This is a genomic window from Fructilactobacillus fructivorans (genome assembly GCF_000814735.1).
In the GTDB taxonomy this organism is placed as follows: Bacteria; Bacillota; Bacilli; order Lactobacillales; family Lactobacillaceae; genus Fructilactobacillus; species Fructilactobacillus fructivorans.
On record NZ_JOJZ01000009.1, the window covers coordinates 129,272 to 149,612 of the forward strand.

Genomic DNA, 20,341 nt, shown 5'->3' on the forward strand with positions numbered 1-20,341 from the left:
ACTACAAGAACATTTACGAAAGTTGGTGCACACATGGAAAAGAACGTTTTAGGAATCGACCTCGGAACGGGATCGGTTAAAGTCACAGCGGTCAACAAACTGGGTGACATCGTGGGACAAGAATCAACGTCGTATCCCAATCCACAGCCGCAACCGGGTTGGAGTGAACAAAACCCCAACGATTGGGTTAATGGCACGATCGCTGCCATCAGAAAATTAGTCAATGATGATAACGTGGATCCGGTCTCCATCAGTGGAGCTAGTTTTTCGGGTCAGATGCATGGTCTCGTCTTATTAGATAAAAATAATCATGTCATCCGTCCCGCCATTTTGTGGAATGATACCCGAACCACCAAACAACGAAAAGAAATTGAAGATAAACTGGGCAAACGGTTCGTTGAAATAACGGGTAATCAACCACTGGAGGGCTTTACAATCACCAAACTGCTCTGGGTCAAGGAAAACGAACCCGAGAACTGGGCCAAAGTAAAAACCTTTCTACTACCAAAGGACTACCTGCGCTTTAAGATGACCGGAAACATCGCGGTTGACTTCTCCGACGCCACTGGAACCACCCTTCTAGACATCCACGACAACAAGTGGAGTTTAGAAATCTGTCAGGTCCTGGGAATTCCCGAAAAGATTCTCCCACCACTGATCCAATCCATTGATTACGCTGGAAATGTCATCCCAGACTTTGCCGACGAAGCCGACATGTCGACCATTACCAAAGTTTACGGCGGTGCCGCTGACAACTCCGCTGGAGCCGTTGGTGCGGGCATCATGTCGCCGAATAACGCCCTGGTCAGTGTGGGAACGTCTGGGGTGGTTCTCCATCATGAAGTTGATCTCTCTACCGATTACGGTGGACGCCTTCAAATGGAAGATCACTCAATTCCAAACACCTACTATTCTATGGGTGTCACGCTGGCTGCCGGCGATTCCCTCACTTGGTATAAAAATACCTTTGTCCCAGATGAAGACTTCACCGAAATGACCGATGAGGCTGGCAATTCACCGATCGGGGCAAACGGTCTCCTGTTTACACCCTACATTGCCGGAGAACGAATGCCCCACGCTGACTCTCAGATTCGAGGAAGCTTCGTTGGCATTGATCGGACCCAGGTACGACGCGACTTTACCCGTGCGGTCATGGAGGGCATTACCTTCAGTCTAAAAGACATCTTAACCATTTATGACGAAATAGGTGCCACGATTGACCACGTCACTTCCATTGGTGGCGGAGCTAAAAGTGCGGTCTGGACGCAAATCCAAGCTGACATCTTCGATAAGCCAGTCACAACACTAAAGAACGAGCAGGGTCCTGGCATCGGAGCGGCCATGATCGCAGCCGTTGGACTCGGTTGGTTCACCGGTTTCCCTGCCTGTGCTGATCAGTTCATCAAGTTCGGCAAGACTTACGAACCAATCCAGGCTAACGCTGATAAATACGCCAAACTTTTCAAAATTTATCAACAAATTTATCCTCAAACCAAAAAGATTAGTCATGAGCTGCGGAATTTCCGTTAATTCAAGTTCAGTCCCTAACTCATTCGATTGGAAAATAAAAGGACGAAGCCCTAGGCTTCGTCCTTTTTACTAATGAAACGAGTTTTAATGACACCAATGATGGCAGGTAACAACGTAATCAAGATAATCGTCAGGATTACCGCCGAGAAGTGATCTTTCACGAATGGAATGTTGCCAAAGAAATATCCACCACCGCAACAAAGTACAACCCAAGCCACACAGGCACTCACATTATATTTAACGAACTTTTGGTAGCTGTAGTCACTGCTGGCGGCTACAAACGGGACAAACGTCCGCACAATTGGCATGAATCGTCCCAGCAAGATTGCCCACGATCCATATTTATCAAAAAAATGATGGGCTTTTTCGAAGTCCTTTGGCTTAATAAAACGGCTGAGATACTTGTTGTCAGTAATTGCCATTCCAACTTTCCGACCCAAAAAGAAATCAAGCGAGTCGCCCAGTGCCGAAGCTAGGAAAAACAGAATCACGAAGATCCAGATGTTTAGATCATTGGTACTGGCGGCCGCTAATGCCGCCGCAGCAAACAACAGTGAATCGCCCGGCAAGAAGGGCATAATCACGGCTCCGGTCTCAATGAAAATGACTGCAAACAATATTAAATAAGTCCAATTACCAAACACGTTAACAAGGGTAACCAGGTGGTGGTCAATGTGAAGCACAAAATCAATTAAAAAACTCATCTTTAATCCCCACTTAATTAGTTATTTTATAATCTTACCAAAACGCTCAAAGCAAGGATAGTTATATGCGGCTTTACGTACGTCATTTAAACTAAAATTAATGAATAGAAAAAGGGACGATTGATTTGATTCAATCGTCCCTTTCAATTTAGTTTTATAGTTTTGGTTGAATCAGCAAAATCACACCGATAACGGCCACAATCAAAATTCCAATGGCAAAGTAACGTTCGTACTTTCCAAAGATTGGCTGGTCGGGTGCGTACTGCTTTCTAGCGTACATAAACAACGGAATCCCAATTGCATAGATCACAAAGGCAATTGTCATGTACTCAAGCCCAGCAGCATACCCCATAAATAGAGTTCCAAGGATTGCGAGTGCGGAAACGAAGTAGGCACTCTTTCTCGAGACGGAAATCTTGTTGCCAGTTGGATTAAACGTCTTCTCATTTCGACTGATCTTGAACAGGTACATCATCGAAATCAAGTATGGTGGAACCGTCATCGTTCCAACGATTGTCAACGTAAAGTTGAAGGCTCTACCCGCAAAGTGGGTAAAGATGATGATCAACTGAATGACTAAGACCGTCATGAACAATGAGTGAATCGGAACGTTGTTCTTTCCCATCTTTCTAAAGAACTTCGGGAAGGTTCCGTCCATGGAAGCCGCCCGTGGCATTTCGGATAAGACCAAGACCCACGTTAACCAACTTGATAAGACGGCCACGATTACCCCAAAGGTGATGATTAATCGTCCTAGTGGTCCCAAAACGATCTGCATCAAAGCCCCGGTTGAAGGACTCTGCAGGTTCGCAATCTGACCATAACTCCGTAAGCCAAGTGGCAGGATTGATACCAAGGCGTACAGTACCAAACAAATCAAGAAACCATACTTGGTGGCTTGACGAACGTCCTTTTGACTCTTGGCGTTACTTGAAAGAACCACGGCACCCTCAACTCCAGAGAAGACCCACATAGTGGTCATCATGGCGTTTCGAACCTGGGAAAAGAGACCGCCCATGGCTTTATCGTTGACCTTCGGCAATGTTTGAGCAGCAAACATATTCGTGGTAAAAGCATGCCAATTAAAGACCACGATCATGGTAATGATAAAGATGGCCACAATCGTCAACATACAGATTGTCCCAAAGACGTCCACGTGACTAGTAACCCGAATCCCCTTCAGGATCAGGTAGGTCATCAGCCACAACACAATCGTTCCACCTAAAATAGAGATCCAGTTATTTCCACCGGTAAATGTTCCGGGCCAAAACGCGTTTAACGTCGACATCAGTAGCACCGAGTACGCAGCCACGGCAAACGATTGACAGATCCAATAACCCCAGCTTACAAAGAACGCGGTAAAGTTTCCAAAGCCAGCGTGGGCATAATGGTATAGCCCAGTGGTAAATTGGGGCCGAACTTCTGACAGTGTCATAAACGAACGTACGATGAACCAGATAATCAGTCCTGACAGGGCCCAAGCGATGATTTGGGCAATTGCTCCGGCATGGAGCGCCATGTTCTGTGGCAAATCATAGATACCACCACCAACCATCGCGGATAATACGAACGCCGTCAGACCGACCGTCCCGATCTTTTCTTTTTTATTACTCAAATCCTCACTTCTTTCAATATGGAGTTAAAAGAAAAAGGCGATCAAATTCGCCCTCGTTTCTAATTACTCAAGTCTTATAATGTTCTTACTATTTAATTTTTTAGCTTCTTTAATCTGACTCTTCATGCTGCGACTCTGGAAATTAACCTCAACGGAGTTGCCGTCATTTCGTAACTCCTCCGCCTTCTTAAGCGCCTCATCAAGGATCTGATTCTTGGCTTTACTATCCTTATTTTTAACGTCGGTCGCAATGAAATAATCAATGGCATTACTGTCGTCGTTAGAATTTACAATCGTTGCCAATCGTTCTTCACCAAAGGCAAACCCAACGCCACCGGTATTTTCGGGTCCCCCGAATTCTTCCACCATGTGGTTGTAACGACCACCGGCACAGATGGTGGTGTAATCATCACCAAAACTAGGATCCTTTGCCATGATTTCAAAGACCGTGTCCGTGTAGTAATCTAGACCGCGAACTAACCGATCGTCAACGGTGTACGGGATGTCTAGGGCATCCAAAGCGGACAAGACGTCAGTGAAATACTGCTTCGATTCGTCGGTCAGACTGTCTTCCAGTTTCGGGGCATCAGCCACCAACTTCTGGTCACCCTTGTCCTTACTATCAAGGATTCGCAGGGGGTTTTGTTGTAAACGCCGTTTCGAATCGTCACTAAGTTGATCCTTATACTGTGAGAAATAATCAACTAAAACATCATGGTAACGCTTGCGGCTCGCTTCGTCACCCAGAGTGTTAATCTCAACTTTTAAATCGTTAATATCCACACCTTTGAAAATGTCGAGGGCTAACGCAATCGTCTCAGCGTCAATTTGTGGACTTGTGGCCCCAATCGATTCACAACCAATCTGATGAAACTCCCGGTTGTGGGTAGCTCCCGGACGTTCATAACGAAACATGGCACCCATGTAGTAAACCTTGACGGGCTTGGGATGTTCAGGTCCAAAGAGCTTGTTTTCAACAAACGAACGTACCACTCCAGCGGTTCCTTCAGGTCGAAGTGAGATATCACGCCCACTTTTATCCTGAAAACTATACATCTGTTTTGTCACGATATCCGAACTATCACCAGAAGTCCTTGTAAAGACCGGGGTCTTCTCAACTAGTGGGGTTCGCATCTCATGAAAGTCGTATCTGGAAAAGACGTCGCGTGCGGTGTCTTCAATTCGTTGCCAAATACTGGTCTCGTCAGGCAAAATGTCTGACATCCCTCTAACTTTCTTAAATTTGTCGTCCATAATTTTCCCATCTTTCTATTAAATTACTTCATTTAAAACCATGCTAAAGATATATACGTAGATTTTACCATTATTGAATTAGCATGTCTTGTCCCCTCAAATAAATCAACCAGCTGACAACCACATATGATTAACGTTAACCAAATAAAAATTGTTCGAGTTATCATTGATAGTCCAACGTTTTTTATGGTATTCTATTAATAATTTATAAAAAACTGAACAATAGGAGGAGTACGATGAAGGATTGGAATTATAAATTCGGGAAACAAGGATTAACATTTGATGATGTTCTTCTAATTCCTGCAGCAAGTGACGTATTACCAAACCAAGTTGACTTAAGAACGACTTTAGGCAAGAACTTAAAGCTTAACCTACCCGTTCTAAGCGCAAGTATGGATACTGTCACAGAGGCACCTTTGGCAATCGCAATGGCTCAAAATGGTGGACTAGGAGTAGTTCACAAGAACATGAGCGCAAAAGATCAAGCGGCCGAAGTTAAAACGGTTAAAACTGCTGAGGTTACCGGCGACAACGCTGCAGTGGATGACGATGGTCATTTATTAGTAGCGGGGGCCGTTGGGGTAACCAATGATACCTTCGATCGAACTCAATTATTATTTGATGCTGGCGCAGATGCCGTCATCATCGATACCGCCCACGGTCACTCCAAGGGTGTCCTGGATAAAATTGCTGAAATCAGAAGCAAGTTTCCAGACAAAACCTTGATTGCTGGAAATATCGCTACCGGTGCGGGGGCTAAAGCCCTCTTTGACGCTGGGGTTGACATTGCTAAGGTCGGGATTGGTCCTGGCTCAATCTGTACCACTCGCATTGTGGCTGGCGTTGGGGTTCCTCAAATCACCGCCGCTTTCGACGCTGCTCAAGTCGCTGCTGATTACGGTAAACAAATCATCGTTGATGGTGGAATGCAGTACACCGGTGACATCGTCAAAGCGCTCGCCGCTGGTGGTAGTGCCGTCATGCTTGGCAGTATGCTAGCGGGGACTACCGAAGCCCCTGGTGACGTTTACACGGGTGCCGACGGTAAAAAGTACAAAGCCTATCGTGGTATGGGATCTCTTGCAGCCATGGAAAATGGCTCATCTGACCGTTACTTCCAAGGTAAGGTTAAAGAAGAAAAGAAACTCGTTCCAGAAGGAATTGAGGGGCAAACTCTTTATAAAGGGGACGTCTCAACCGTCCTCTTCCAGATTGCCGGAGGATTACGTTCTGGAATGGGCTACACCGGTTCCCACACTATTTCCGACTTAATTAATAACGCTCAATTTGTTAGAATTACTAATGCAGGACTACGCGAATCACATCCACACGATGTGCAAATCACCAAATCCGCACCAAACTATTCAATCGATAAGTAGGAGGAATTTGATGGCAACTGGTACAAAAAAACGTGATTATGATGAGATTTTAGTTCTCGACTTTGGTAGTCAATACAACCAACTAATCACCCGTCGCATTCGTGACATGGGGGTTTATTCAGAACTAAAACCACACACCATCACTGCCAAAGAAGTAAAGGCGATCGCACCAAAGGGAATCATCTTTTCTGGTGGACCCAATAGTGTGAACGGCAAAGATGCCCTAGACGTCGATCCTGAGATCTTGAACATGGAAATTCCGATTCTGGGAATCTGTTACGGAATGCAACTACTCGCCCACGATTTAAAGGGTGGCGAAACAACGACCGCCAACGACAGTCAGTACGGTCCCGCTGAAATCAAAGTTACCAGTAATGATTCTGGAACTTTCAAGGGCCTTGATGCTGATCAAACCGTTTTAATGAGTCATGGGGACTTCGTTACCAAGGTTCCAGACGGTTTTAGGGTGACCGCTACTAGTGAGCAGTGTGCCATTTCAGCCATGGAAGATCCCGACAAGGGAATCTACGCCGTCCAATTCCATCCCGAAGTTAACCTAACCAAGCAGGGCAATCAGATGTTGCACAACTTTGTCTTTGACATTGCTCATGCTAAGGACAACTGGTCCATGGATGACTTCATTGATGATGCCATTGAGAACATTAAGGAAGAAGTCGGCGACAAGCGAGTCCTGCTGGGTCTCTCCGGTGGAGTTGATTCCAGTGTGGTTGCCGTTCTATTACACCGTGCCATTGGCGATCAGTTGATCTCCGTTTTCGTGGATCACGGTCTGTTACGTAAAAATGAAGCTCAACAGGTCTTACACACTTTGGGAGATGAATTTGGCTTAAACATTGATTTTGTCGATGCAAGTGACGAATTTTTATCCCAGCTAAAGGGTGTGACTGACCCTGAAAAGAAACGTAAGATCATCGGTAAAGACTTTGTCGACACCTTCTCAAAGGAAGCTCGCAAGTTCAAGGACGTTGATTTCTTAGCTCAGGGAACGTTATACACGGATGTCATTGAGTCAGGAACTGATACCGCCCAGACGATTAAATCTCACCATAACGTTGGTGGTCTTCCTAAAGACCTTAAATTCAAATTAATCGAACCCTTAAACAAGTTGTTCAAAGATGAAGTTCGCGAAATTGGTGAAAAGCTTGGCATGCCAGACGAAATGGTTTGGCGTCAACCCTTCCCAGGTCCAGGTCTTGCAATCAGAATTATCGGTGATGTGACTCCTGAACGATTAAAGAAAGTGCGGGACTCCGATGCAATCCTGCGTGATGAGTTTAAAAAAGCCGGTCTTGACAAGAAAGTCTGGCAGTACTTCACTGCCCTACCTGGGATTCGGACAGTTGGTGTCATGGGCGACGAACGAACCTATGATGAAGCTATTAATATTCGTGCCGTTAACTCGGTTGACGGAATGACTGCGGAATTTGCGGAAATTCCGTGGGATGTCTTGAGTAAGGTCTCATCACGAATCGTCGATGAAGTAACCGGAATCAATCGGGTTCTTTACGACATTACGGGTAAGCCACCGGCAACAATTGAGTATCAATAAAAATCAAAAGAATCATTTCCAAAATAAATGGAAATGATTCTTTTTTATTGGCTCTAGTTACCCCCCCATTTTGTTGTATAATGGCTTCTGGGTTTTATAACAAAATACATAGCGAGGATGGTTATGATGAACATTAAAAAAATTGCCCTTTCACTTTTAGTTGGTACTACTCTATTTAGTGGTGGATTCTTTATAAGCCATCCGAACTCAGTTCATGCTGATCCAAACGTTTCGGAGAGTACCGCTCAGGGACGTGTTGTTGTTCAATACGTCAACGCCCTAACCGGACAACCAATCCGTTCTAGTAAAGTCATTTACGGTGCTCCCAACAGCATGCTTGATTTATCCAATGATGTTCCTAACATCCCAGGATATGTCGCTGGAAGTAACCGAGCTGATAATGGTGGCAACACCTACCCAGCTGGTGGCCAGTCAATGACGGTCACAATTGCTTATCAACCACTCAATCAAGCAGGCCAGACAGGTATTTGGCAAGGCGGAAATGCCACAACACCGGCAAACAATGCCAAATCCGATCCCCAGACTGGTAACGCAAATGACAGAGCCAAAACCAATGGAGATGATAATAGCGGAAAGCAGAGTAACGCTAACCAAGGCAAAGCTGATTCTACTGACAAGCAAGTCAATCAGAACCAACCTAATCAACAAAATAAAAAGCAAGATAACTCAAAGAATCAAGCCAATCAAGAATCCCAAAAGCAGCAAAACAATCAGAAGCAAAGTAAGCAGGACAAACAAGCTAAAAAAGACGATCGAACAAAAAAATCAGCTAAAAGGGATCATACCCCATGGATGATCGGTGGCATAATTGTCATTTTAATTGTCGGCATTGGTGCGTTTGTCTGGTATCGCGTAAGAAAAGCACATCATTTTAGACACTAAATTAACTTAATGAACCATAAGTGAAAAGACTGTCAAATAATGTTGTTTGGCAGTCTTTTTTGGTCGGAATTTAATAATTATTAATTAGTAGGGAATTTTAATTATGGAAACAAATACTTCAAAGAATCGTTTTATTACTGGGTTTACAGGACTGAGAGCCCTAGCAGTTATCTGCGTAATTCTCTACCATCTTAATCAAAATATTTTCAGTGGTGGATATTTAGGGGTTCCAGTATTCTTAACACTATCAGGATACTTAGTTACCGACCATTTAATTAATGAATATCAATCAACTGGTCACTTTCGGTACGGTCACTTTTGGTACAAAAGATTAAAACGGTTATACCCAACGCTGATCGTAATGTTATTTGCAACGGCAACTTACATCACTTTATTCCAACGAAACTTGTTAGCAAACCTATGGCAGAGCGTGGTTACTAACCTAGCGTACGTCTATAACTGGTACGAAATCGCTAACGGACAGTCATACTTTCAGAATTTTGCTGGATCAGAATCACCGTTCACCCACTTGTGGACGTTAGCAATTGAAGGTCAATTTTACCTAATTTGGCCCTTAATTATCGTCATCCTTTTGTACCTTTTCAATAAAAACAAACATGGTCGTTTAAACAAAAAGAGCGTATTTTTCGTTGCCATTGGATTATCAATCTTGTCGGCCATCCTCATGGCCGTACTATTCAAGCCTGGAACTGATCCAAGCCGTGTCTATTATGGAACTGATACTCGGATGTTCTCAATTCTATTAGGAGCTGGCCTAGCAGTCGAACGGTTAAAAACTCTGATCAGGGACAAAAGATTTTCTTCGACATTGTTGGACTGGTCGGTGTGATTGGTATGGTCTGGCTCATTTTTACCGTTGGCGCTCAGTCCAAATTCCTCTATCGCGGTGGAATGGTTCTATTTTCACTCTTTACGGTCCTGATCATGTGGGCCATCCTATCCAATATCGGAAAATGGAACTGGCTCATGACTAATCCGATCTTTGACTGGATCGGATCACGGAGCTATGAAATCTATGTTTATCAACTACCCGTCTTTATCTTTTTTGAAGATAAATTTAAAAACGTAGCTGATCATCAGTTGCTATACGCCGTTGTCGAAATTTTACTGATCGTTGGAATCTCAGAATTATCGTATCGCTTTGTGGAAGTTCCCTTCGGTAAATACGACTACAAACAACTTTTTAGTGAACTATATCGTTTCATGAGTCACACTAGGATTCGTGAGATTATTCTAGGCGTTTTGGCCATCATTGGTGGCGTGGGAATCCTCCAGTCAACGACCGTTAATCCTAAGCAAGCTAACCATACGGAGCTTGCTAATCGAATTCAGAAAAATGCTAAAACCGAAAAAGAAAACAATAAGAATCTTGCTAAAGATATTAAGAGTGGCAAAAAAGTTAAAAGTTCAAACAAGGATCAAAGTCAATTAGAAAAGAATGGCTTAACGGCTGCCCAGGTGAAGGAGGCACAGAACATCTCTGGGACTGCAGTTGGTGACTCCGTTATGTTAGCTGGACATGATGATTTACAGAAGATTTTTCCCCGTTTTTACATTGACGCTCAAGTTTCACGTCAACCCGCTGCAGCGGTTCCTGACATTAAGAGTTTAGCTAATCAGGGATTACTAGGGAAAAACGTCGTCATCGGACTTGGAACGAACGGGAATATTTCTCCAGAAACCATGAAACAAATCATGGATATTGCCGGACCAAAACGAAATGTCTTCTGGATTAATGTTCACATTCCAACCGAAACATGGCAAAACTCAGTAAACGCCATGCTAAAGGACTCGCAAAAGAAATATAAGAATCTATACATTATTGACTGGAACGATTACATCAATCAACATCCAAGCTGGTTGTATTCGGACCAAGCTCATCCAAATAATCAAGGAGCTCCAAAGTATGCCACCTTTGTGGCCCAGAACGTTTTAAAACACGCCATTAAATAAAATATTATTAGTAAAAAAAGAGGGACCTTGTCATGACAAGGTCTCTCTTTTAAGTTCTCATACTTTAAACCATTACGTACTAGTACTCGGATTGTTTCTCCTCTGCATACCAACGTTATTAACTAAACCGTCAATGCGTTTGAAATTTTTAATGACAAATCTCACAATTTTCTGGGAGTGTTTTTATGAATGAGATCTGCTTTTAAAGAAGCAACTTGAGAATGATGATCTTCGTCAAATTGTTTTATTTCCCTCCATCCCCTTGCAGAGAGGAAACCATCACGAGTTTTACTTACTCACTAGTCATGCGTACAAGCATTAACGCCGAAAAGCCCACCCTTAAAATTAATTAACTCGATATTAAAGAAACCGCCAGGATCTTTTTATATGTTTGTCTACTTATTTATGTTTTATCCCTCACACTTGTAACCACATTTAGGAACTAGTTTGTTTTAAAGTATTGATCTTTTAATTATTTGTTTTGGAAGCTACATAATGAATACTCACGGTTTTCTCATAAGTATAACCGTCTATTTTCTCTGGTTCGTTGCTGAATTCATGGAATTTTTAACGTTTCATGAAGCTATCCTCTGCCCATCGCTTACACCTTCTCTTGGTTGATTTATCTATAATTATAGAGAATGAAATCGCTAGTACGGTCCCATTTTACAATTTATTTTCACAAATCAGACCCTTTTTGCGCAGTAAATTACTACTCCGCCTATAGTTAACCGTTTGCCCAAATTATTTAAAATCCCATATAAATTTCACAAGTCAACCTCCTCGTTTCTCTCGTTAACATTGCACCTTCAGCGATACACGGCGGTCAAGTTGTAAACCAATAAGAAATTTCAGGAATTCTACAAGTAAGAATGCCTCTTAACCGCTCTAGACCGCCATTTGTCCCACTTTTAATCTGTAACAATGAAAATGAGCCGTTTTCACTATCCAATACCTAAATACGTAAGTGGTTAACCGTTTACTCAATTTGTTTCAAATTCTTATGATTAATCTAAGTATTATGTAATAACATTTTGCTTTTTATAATTTTATTGGATATGATATTTTTATGTAATCATTTATGAAATAAATTGAGGAAGTGAAAAATGAACAAGAAACGTGTCACCATTACTGACGTTGCCAGGCATGCCAATGTGTCGACAGCAACCGTTTCACGGTTCTTAAATAACCATTTGAATTCGATGTCCAAGAATACGGCGAATCGGATCAAAAGATCCATTAGTCATCTCGGGTATGTGCCGAACTCAATGGCTCGTCGACTCAGTTGCCAAAATGACAGTGGGAGTATCATTGCGGTAGGTGTCTCTGATATTGAAGATCCCTTCTCGATTCGGATGTTTGAGGGGATTCAAGACCAATTATCAAAGTATAAGTACATTCCGTTACTAATCAATTCCGCCAGTAAATACAAAAACGAGCGGGACCTCTTTCTCTCTCTGGATACGAGTCTGATTAGGGGCGCCATCATTCATCCTGTCAACGAACACATTAAGGACATTGCCGAACTACTAAAGCCACGCTTTCCGGTCATCCTAGCCGACAAATCGATTAATGACGGCTTCTTCTACAACATCGTTGCCAACAACTTTGAGATTGCCCAAAAAGCTGGCTCCTTTTTTAAAAATAACCTAGGCATTCAGAAGTTAATTCTGGTTACCAACGCTGAAAGTGAAATGAAGGTAGTTCGGGAACGAATTGCAGGAATTAAATACGTGTACCCCGAACCTGATATTACCATTGTCAAACCGGGTCACTCCAAGACGTCCTTAAATCAGGCCTACCATGAGATCGTGAGAGAGTTGAAACGCCAGCCCAACAGTTTAATCTTCTGCCTTACGGAACAATGGTTACTGCACCTTCTGCCACGATTACTGCGAAACAACGTGATTGATAAAGAAAAAATTCCAAATATCACGGGCTTTGTGAGTTCTAAGATCGTTAATTTAATTAACCCACGTACCAAATGTATCCGAACGGATGCGTACAAAATGGGAAAATACTCCGCTCAACTGATGTACGATATCATCAACAAGCGAGTGGATCTAAATAAAAAGCGCTACATGGTTCATGCTACGTTTGAATAACATTTAAGACCGATTAAGTTAATCACTTAATCGGTCTTTATTTTCCAAACAAAAATGCCACTTATTACTAAGTGGCATTTTGGGGAGTGTGAAGCTATGTGTCTCCAGAAGTAAGAAAAGCGTTGTGAAAGCAATATGTTTTGGAGTGTCTAAAGAATAACACGGAAAATACGCCTTTCTTCACCCCTTCTGTGGCATACTTGTGAAAATAACGCATCATTTTCAATGTTTAACTTATATTTCATCACTAGTTAACCGTTTACGAAACTTCTTGTGATTATTCATATTTTTTAACCACAAAAAAGGACCAAGGAGCATTTAACCTCTCCTTAGTCCCGTTTAGCCCTGCTAGTTAAAATAACTGGCTGGTTTATTTACATCAATTTTGGTTCCATGAAACTTCTGTTTAATGTACTTCTGCGCTGGCTTACTGTGATATAACTTCACTAACTTCTTGTAGTTAGGATCATTCTTGTTCTTAGCGTTCGTAGCAATTACATTAATGTTACCCTTGGTGTCCTCATTCAGTTGTTCATGATAAATGGCATCCTTTTTCACGTTCAGGTTACTTTGAAGTGCCATAGTGTTGCCAATAACGACGGCCGCAACGGTTTTATCATTCAACAGACGTGGACCCGTGTGGTCATCAACCTCACGGAACTTCAAATCCTTGCGATTGTCCGTCACGTTTCTGGGTTGATAAAGCCCATTCTTGGGTTCTCCACCCAACTTAATCAAACCAGCACTCTGGAGGAGTTTTAAACTACGAGCCGTGTTGGCCGGATTACTAGAAATCGCAATCGTCGACTTATCGGGAATCGCATTGACGGACTTATACCGGTTAGAATAGAGTCCCATTGGTTCAAGATAAGTGGTCCCTAGAACCGCCAGTTTGCCCTTCTTGTTATTTTGATTAAAGTATTTCAAATAACTTTCCATCTGAAAGGCATTCACGTCAACCTGACCCTCAACGGTAGCCTTGTTCAAGCTTACACCATCAGAAAAGTCTTTGACCTGTAAATTAATTCCGACTTTCTTGGTTTCAGGTAGTTTGGCAATGTATTCCCATACCTGAGTATCAGGACCATATGAACCTAGGGTGACGGTTTTGGGCGACTGAGCGGGTTTGTACCCAAACTGATATGCACCAAGTCCGACGACGACTAAAACAATCGCAATCCCAACGATCCATTTCCATATTCTTCTCATCCCTGACCTCCTCTATACTTCATTAATTATCATCACTCAAACACATTATTAGCGTTAAATCAATTAATTACTTTGATTTTTTTCATTTCCAAGTCCTACTTAAAGTACTGTTCCGAAAACGCCCTGGTCTTTTTCACGTACACATGGCCTTCTTTGTTGAAGGAATCCGCATGCGTCGCATGGTTCACAATCCACAACCGCTTCGGACCATGATCATTTTGGTAGTTAATGTACGCGTCTTTTACGGGAACAAACTTGTCCGCATTTCCATGGATGATGAAAAGCGGAATTTTGTTGTGAGCCAGCGTCTGTTTCGTATTGGCAGCGTAAAAATCATACTTGGCGAAGACGTTACCGTAAATCCTGGCAATCGGCAGGATTGGGAAAGTCGGCAGATGGAATAATGTGCCGAGTTCGTATTTTAACTCGTCGTAGATACTGTTGTAGCCACAGTCGGCAATCGCAAAGTCAACGTTATGGGGAGCCTTTGGCAGCGTGAACAACACGGCCGCGGCGCCCATACTAATCCCAAACATTCCCAGCCTACCAGTTGGCATTTTCTGGTTGATCATGTTCATCCAGGTCACGATGTCAGAACGATCTTTCCAGCCATAGCCAGCGTACTCTCCCTGACTGCGACCAAACGATTCATCATCCGGTGCCAGCACGTTGTAACCATCATCGTGGAACATCCGAATGTAGTTATTCATCTTGTGTCCCGTACTCCCGTAGCCATGAACCACGATCATCGTTTTATTGGTGGTTGTTTTAGCGGGCAAGTAGTACGCCGTTAGCTTCAACCCACTCTTGTTAGTCTGGTGCCAAACCTGCGGATTTTGTTTTTTGATCCAGGTTGTATTCACCTTCTCGCCGACTTGGGTACTGTATCCACCTCGCTTGAACGCGAAGTTAAATAGAAAGTAGGTTCCCAAAAAAATCAAGATAATAACAATAATTACAAGTGCGATGACAACCTTGTGCCACCGCTTTAATTTTCCTTTTTTCATCATTTCGCCCCTTTTAACATACTGCTCATTATAAGGATTCCACTTCACCAAATGACTAATGATTTTTGAAGGGAACGTAACCACGGTCATCACAGGCCCTAATGGAAGTTACAGATTAATTCAACTGTCATTCAATCAATCACAAATCGTTTTAGTTTGCTTCTAATGCATTTTCTACTAAAATGTGTATGTATAACTAACTAATAATAAGTAAGGAGTCATTCAATTGAAAACAAGTCCAATTACTAAGATTTTAGGAATTAAATATCCCATTATTCAAGCTTCATTAAACTGGTTGACCGACGCCAAGTTCGTAGCTGCCGTCTCAAACGCTGGTGGAATGGGAACACTTGGCCCCAATGCTGGTAAAACGAGTCCTGATCAGGACGCCACCGAAATGCTGAAGAAGCAGATTGCGGAGGCTAAGAAGCTCACTGACAAACCGTTCGCGGTTAACATGATCGTAAACAGTGAAGACGACTTTGCCTATCCTGACAAGACCTTTAAGGCCGCTTTCGATGCTGGGGTTCGAATCTTCATTTTATCTGGAGCCATTAATCCAAAGTTATTTAAGGAAATCAAGGATTCTGGGAGTACCTTGATCTTTCGGGAACTCAATCCGTCGGTTGAGGGTGCCAAGAAGGCCGAAACCCTCGGTGTCGACATCTTAATTGCCACTGGTTACGACGAGGGAGGCATTATCCCAACTACTGGACTTGGGACTTTCACTACCATTCCACGAATTGTGGACGCCGTTTCCATCCCCGTTGTTGGCGCTGGTGGTATCATGGACGTTCGGGGTGTACGAGCTGCCTTTGCCCTCGGTGCTCAAGGTGTCTACGTCGGAACGCGGTTTATCGTAACCGACGAAAACCGGACTTCATACGCCGCTAAACAAAAGATCATCGACTCCACGGTTGATGACGTTGTCCTTGTTTCACCTAACCAACGTTCAATCAAGAACCCAATGGCTGACAAGTGGGCCAAGGAATTTAACAACGGTGTTAAGGATACCTATCAGCAAACTCGTGAGGCTGGTGGGGTTCGACCCGCCATGCTTGACGGCAAACTGGATGATGGGGTGATCTCCATCGACGTTGGAATCAACGACATCCATGACATTAAGAGTGTCAAAGAAGTGGTGGATGAAATGATGCAAGATTTTGAAAATTAAATAATAAAAAAGACTTCAAATTGGCTTGTTAAAAGTCATTTGAAGTCTTTTTTGTATTACTTAAAAATTCTCATAACCTAACTTACTGATGAAGGATCATATCGATACTTTGATGAATTTCAGTAAGGGTATCTGGTGGACATTGACCAACCCTTTCAACGTCTCTACGTGGCGATAGTGGATCAATCGATCTGATTTGTCCCACTAATACCTGACCATTGATACCATGATTGCCAATGTTCGCATTGATTGGTACTGACAGCCTTCTTTTATTGGTCGATGTGATGGGAACTACCCAAACTACTCCGGCCAATCTTTCCAAGTCACCAATTGAAACTACTACAGCTGGACGCCGTCCTTGTTGTTCATGGCCATTAGTGGGAGAAAAATTCACCCAAACTACGTCACCATCCTGAAAATTTGAATCATTAGAATTGGTCACTCAAACTCCTTCTTTCACAAGTATTAGCGCCCTATGGTGTCGATATCACGTACCACCTCAGGCACTAGTTTTACGGAATAATTTCATTTCCTACGTCGTGGCCCCAATCAACTTCACCGTCTTTAGGTTGATCCATAAGGTAGCCATACTTTTTCATTAATCTGGACTCATGCCCCTCTTTTTTAATAAAAATTTCGTTCTTTTGCTTATTAACTTCCATTTTAACTTTTTGATTATCAGGATTATCAATGCCAATTTCTTTCAACATTTTTTTCGGAATTCGAATTCCCTGAGAATTACCCCATTTTACGATCTTGGTCTCATTCATATTTACAAGCCTCCATTTATTGGATTCCTACAACAATTAAAGTATATACTTATGTGTATACAAAGGCAACGTAAACAGTCGCAAAACTTCTCAGTATGATAAGATATTAATTGTGCAATTACTTACATAATTTTTAATACATAAAGGAACGTCTAACTTTGAAAATCATCAAAAAAATTCTTCACGTCTTCAACACTCGGATTGGCTTCTTCATCCTACTTGTCGCGCTGTTCTGGTTTAAAACGGTTTACGCGTACTATCACGTCTTTTACCTGATTCCCGCTAGTCGGATGCAACACATTATTTTACTAATAAATCCGCTCGCCGCGATTATTATCACACTCAGTCTGGCGCTGTACATAAAACCCGCGAAACTGTTTTATCCGTTTATCATCTTTATTGATTTCTTAAACACCGTCTTACTATACATAAACATCGTGTATTTCCGTGGATTCCTTGGCTTCATGACCGCCGACACAATGACAACTGGCCATTCTAACTTAAATGGTGGGTTAATTACGAGTGCCACCGCCCTGATTAATAAGTGGGATGCGTTCTACTGGTTGGACCTAGTAATTGTGATTCTATTACTACTGTTTCGGGTTATCAAAATCGACCGGCATCCCTTAAAACTAAGGTGGAGCTTCCTTACAACTGGCATCGGATTTCTCTTTTTAATTCTCAATCTTGTGCTAACTCACATTGATAATCCCAATTTGTTCGCTCAATCAAGTACGCAAAGCAAGCAGAATGACATCGTCAAATATATTGGGATCGACAACTACACTGTCTATGACTGGACCAAATCGATTCAGACCAACATTGCCCGATCCACCGCTAAGAAATCTGATCTAAATGACATCCTCAAGTTTACTAATAGTCACTATGCCGCTCCCAATCCAGCAATGTACGGTTCAGCTCGTGGTAAAAACGTGATTATCATCCATCTGGAAAGCTTCCAACAGTTCTTGATCGACAAGAAGATCAATGGCAAAGAAGTTACGCCATTTCTAAACAAGATTTACCACAGTCAATCGACCAATTCATTTGATAACTTTTATCATCAGGTCGGACAAGGAAGAACGGCTGACGCCGAAAACATGCTGGAAACTAGTACATATGGTCTGCCGGAAGGCTCGCTCTTCTCACAGTACGGAAATTCCAACACGTTTCAAGCTGCCCCTGCCATCCTGAAGCAGCAGCAAAACTACACCTCCGCTGTTTTCCACGGTAACGACGCCAACTTCTATAACCGCAATAACACGTACAAGCGTCTTGGTTTCCAGTACTTCTTTAGTTCTAAGGACTACAACTTAAAGGGTGATCGAACCGAAGGCATGGGATTAAAGGACAAACTCCTCTTTCAAGATTCCAACAAATACCTGGAAAATCTGCAACAACCGTTCTACGCCAAGTATCTGACGGTCACCAATCACTTACCGTACGTTCTGGACGAAAAGGATCAGAAACAGATGCGGTTTAAGACCGCCAACACCGATAATCCAGAGGTCAATAACTACTTTGTGACCGCCCACTACCTCGACCAGTCCGTCAAAGAATTCTATGATTATCTCCACCAAACGGGACTCGATAAGAACTCGATGATCGTGATTTACGGTGACCACTACGGCCTAATGGATCAGGACGAACGGAGCTTGGCACCACTGTTAGGGGTGAAGCCAAACGACTGGAATTCTTATTATCACAGCCAGATTCAAAGGGTTCCTTTCATGATCAACATGCCAGGAACGACCGGTGGGAAGATCCATCACACGTATGGTGGTGAAATCGACGTTTTGCCAACGATCTTGCACCTCTTGGGTATTAACTCCAAACCGTACGTTCAGTTTGGAACCGATCTCTTCTCGAAACAACACGATCAGGTCGTGGCTTTTAGAAACCGTGACTGGGTTTCACCGCAGTACACGTCAGCTAACGGAACGGTCTACGATAATAGAACCAAGCGTCCGCTTCATCCCACTAAACCACAACAGGAACAGATCAACAAAAACCAAAGGCAGGTTAACACCGAACTAGAACTGTCGGATAAACTGAACAAGGAAAATCTCCTGCGCTTCTATCATCCGAAGGGCTTTAAGCCAGTTAATCCTAAAGATTACAATTACAACAACGAATTTAACAAGGAAAAACAGCTCGAGAAGCAGTTAGGACAGAAATCCACGAGTTTAGCTTCATTGGATAAAAGATAAATAAAAATAGCATCTAACTCACACGAGCTAGGTGCTATTTTAGTTTTATTGACCAACGACTTCAGAAATGGCCTACTTGTAAAATCATTTTTATTATAGTTAACTCCAAACTGATCAAATGCAAATACTTTTTCTTATCTTCTCAACTTATTAGTAATTCTATTTTACTGTGAGATTGACATCTCCTAAATTATTACTAAAAATTGCAGTCCATTTACCACTTAATAGTTTCTTGGGCAAAAGAAAAGTTCCAGTAGAAATTACATTTCCCTTTTTAATTATTTGGTTATTTGTTTTTAGTTTTTTAGATAACCAGCTTAGTGCGTTTAATGGGTTATTTAATACCTCACTGCCTCGTCCAGAACTAACTTTATTTCCATTATGAAATAGTTCTACAGTTATATTTGATAAATCTGAAGGAAAGAACTTTTTAGCATTCAGTTGTTTACCCACAATAACGTAAGCCCCAACTGCATCATCAGCAATGACAAGATTTTTGGGTAAATCAGGGAACCAATTTTTAAATCTAGAATCTGGTATTTCAATAGCTCCGCTAATAGATGTTTTTTCAAGTAATGTTACAGGAGTATCTTCTGCAAAAATATCTTCTTTTGCAGTAAACGCAAGTTCTACTTCAATTAATGGTTCATTTAATGTACTAAGATCTATCAAAGTAGGAGACTTTAATATGTGCTGTATCCCAATATTACCAAAAAGCGGTTCATTCGAACTGAACATCTTCTGGGTTTCAGGACTGGTTAAACTTATTTTATAACCTCCAACTTTTTCATTACGAAGCAGATATGATTCTTTTTGAACTTTATAAGCTTGTGTATCGTCAATCACAGAATCACGAAATTCACTTATTTGGAGCGCATTGTTATCTTTATATGCATCATATAGTGCATCTGTTATATTTGTTTGAGTCATACTGCCC

Annotated in this window: 17 protein-coding genes; 9 read left to right on the forward strand and 8 right to left on the reverse strand. The window is 42.3% G+C overall.

Annotated elements, in window-relative coordinates; genetic code table 11:
• Window positions 1-33: 33 nt before the first annotated feature.
• Entirely contained in the window at window positions 34-1,530 is a 1,497-nt protein-coding gene (xylB, locus tag LfDm3_RS01280; RefSeq protein ID WP_039143329.1) for a xylulokinase, read from the forward strand.
• A gap of 50 nt (window positions 1,531-1,580) precedes the next feature.
• Here xylB and LfDm3_RS01285 read toward each other — a convergent pair whose 3' ends face one another.
• From LfDm3_RS01285 to hisS, 3 genes are all read right to left on the reverse strand, one after another.
• Complete coding sequence (locus LfDm3_RS01285; RefSeq protein WP_039143332.1) at window positions 1,581-2,234, reverse strand: VTT domain-containing protein; 654 nt, start codon at window positions 2,232-2,234, stop codon at window positions 1,581-1,583.
• A 154-nt stretch (window positions 2,235-2,388) separates the two neighbouring features.
• Complete coding sequence (locus LfDm3_RS01290; RefSeq protein WP_010022351.1) at window positions 2,389-3,849, reverse strand: amino acid permease; 1,461 nt, start codon at window positions 3,847-3,849, stop codon at window positions 2,389-2,391.
• A gap of 63 nt (window positions 3,850-3,912) precedes the next feature.
• Window positions 3,913-5,103, reverse strand: coding sequence for a histidine--tRNA ligase (gene hisS / locus LfDm3_RS01295; protein WP_039143337.1), 1,191 nt, complete (start codon window positions 5,101-5,103; stop codon window positions 3,913-3,915).
• Between the two features lie 236 nt (window positions 5,104-5,339).
• Between hisS and guaB the strand changes: the two genes are divergently transcribed.
• From guaB to LfDm3_RS01320, 6 genes are all read left to right on the forward strand, one after another.
• Window positions 5,340-6,482, forward strand: a complete 1,143-nt coding sequence (gene guaB, locus LfDm3_RS01300; protein ID WP_039143339.1) for an IMP dehydrogenase — start codon at window positions 5,340-5,342, stop codon at window positions 6,480-6,482.
• Window positions 6,483-6,492: 10 nt separating this feature from the next.
• A complete protein-coding gene (gene guaA, locus LfDm3_RS01305) occupies window positions 6,493-8,052 on the forward strand; it encodes a glutamine-hydrolyzing GMP synthase (protein ID WP_039143341.1) in 1,560 nt (519 codons plus the stop codon).
• Window positions 8,053-8,175: 123 nt separating this feature from the next.
• Window positions 8,176-8,955: a hypothetical protein gene (locus LfDm3_RS01310; protein ID WP_156112329.1), complete on the forward strand. Its 780-nt coding sequence runs from the start codon at window positions 8,176-8,178 to the stop codon at window positions 8,953-8,955.
• Window positions 8,956-9,058: 103 nt separating this feature from the next.
• Window positions 9,059-9,805, forward strand: a complete 747-nt coding sequence (locus LfDm3_RS06900) for an acyltransferase family protein (RefSeq protein WP_225349293.1) — start codon at window positions 9,059-9,061, stop codon at window positions 9,803-9,805.
• Between the two features lie 5 nt (window positions 9,806-9,810).
• The gene (locus LfDm3_RS06905; protein WP_225349294.1) at window positions 9,811-10,929 is read left to right on the forward strand and encodes an acyltransferase family protein; all 1,119 of its coding nucleotides are present in this window, start codon (window positions 9,811-9,813) and stop codon (window positions 10,927-10,929) included.
• Window positions 10,930-12,035: 1,106 nt separating this feature from the next.
• The gene (locus LfDm3_RS01320) at window positions 12,036-13,034 is read left to right on the forward strand and encodes a LacI family DNA-binding transcriptional regulator (RefSeq protein ID WP_039143347.1); all 999 of its coding nucleotides are present in this window, start codon (window positions 12,036-12,038) and stop codon (window positions 13,032-13,034) included.
• Between the two features lie 348 nt (window positions 13,035-13,382).
• Here the strand turns inward: LfDm3_RS01320 and LfDm3_RS01325 are convergent, their stop codons facing one another.
• Window positions 13,383-14,243 carry a MetQ/NlpA family ABC transporter substrate-binding protein gene (locus LfDm3_RS01325; RefSeq protein WP_039143350.1) on the reverse strand — a complete coding sequence of 287 codons (861 nt, stop codon included), beginning with the start codon at window positions 14,241-14,243 and terminating at the stop codon, window positions 13,383-13,385.
• Window positions 14,244-14,338: 95 nt separating this feature from the next.
• The gene (locus LfDm3_RS01330) at window positions 14,339-15,253 is read right to left on the reverse strand and encodes an alpha/beta hydrolase (protein WP_225349295.1); all 915 of its coding nucleotides are present in this window, start codon (window positions 15,251-15,253) and stop codon (window positions 14,339-14,341) included.
• A 223-nt stretch (window positions 15,254-15,476) separates the two neighbouring features.
• Between LfDm3_RS01330 and LfDm3_RS01335 the strand changes: the two genes are divergently transcribed.
• Window positions 15,477-16,424, forward strand: coding sequence for an NAD(P)H-dependent flavin oxidoreductase (locus tag LfDm3_RS01335; protein WP_052236554.1), 948 nt, complete (start codon window positions 15,477-15,479; stop codon window positions 16,422-16,424).
• An 82-nt stretch (window positions 16,425-16,506) separates the two neighbouring features.
• On the opposite strand, the gene LfDm3_RS01340 is transcribed toward LfDm3_RS01335, so the two are convergent.
• Both LfDm3_RS01340 and LfDm3_RS01345 read right to left on the reverse strand, forming a co-directional pair.
• Entirely contained in the window at window positions 16,507-16,866 is a 360-nt protein-coding gene (locus LfDm3_RS01340) for a type II toxin-antitoxin system PemK/MazF family toxin (RefSeq protein WP_039143356.1), read from the reverse strand.
• A 70-nt stretch (window positions 16,867-16,936) separates the two neighbouring features.
• A complete protein-coding gene (locus tag LfDm3_RS01345; protein ID WP_039143359.1) occupies window positions 16,937-17,194 on the reverse strand; it encodes an AbrB/MazE/SpoVT family DNA-binding domain-containing protein in 258 nt (85 codons plus the stop codon).
• 158 nt (window positions 17,195-17,352) lie between these two features.
• On the opposite strand from LfDm3_RS01345, the gene LfDm3_RS01350 reads away from it, so the two are divergent.
• Complete coding sequence (locus LfDm3_RS01350; protein WP_039143363.1) at window positions 17,353-19,404, forward strand: LTA synthase family protein; 2,052 nt, start codon at window positions 17,353-17,355, stop codon at window positions 19,402-19,404.
• A gap of 159 nt (window positions 19,405-19,563) precedes the next feature.
• On the opposite strand, the gene LfDm3_RS01355 is transcribed toward LfDm3_RS01350, so the two are convergent.
• Entirely contained in the window at window positions 19,564-20,334 is a 771-nt protein-coding gene (locus LfDm3_RS01355; RefSeq protein WP_039143366.1) for a 2-keto-4-pentenoate hydratase, read from the reverse strand.
• Window positions 20,335-20,341: the final 7 nt, after the last annotated feature.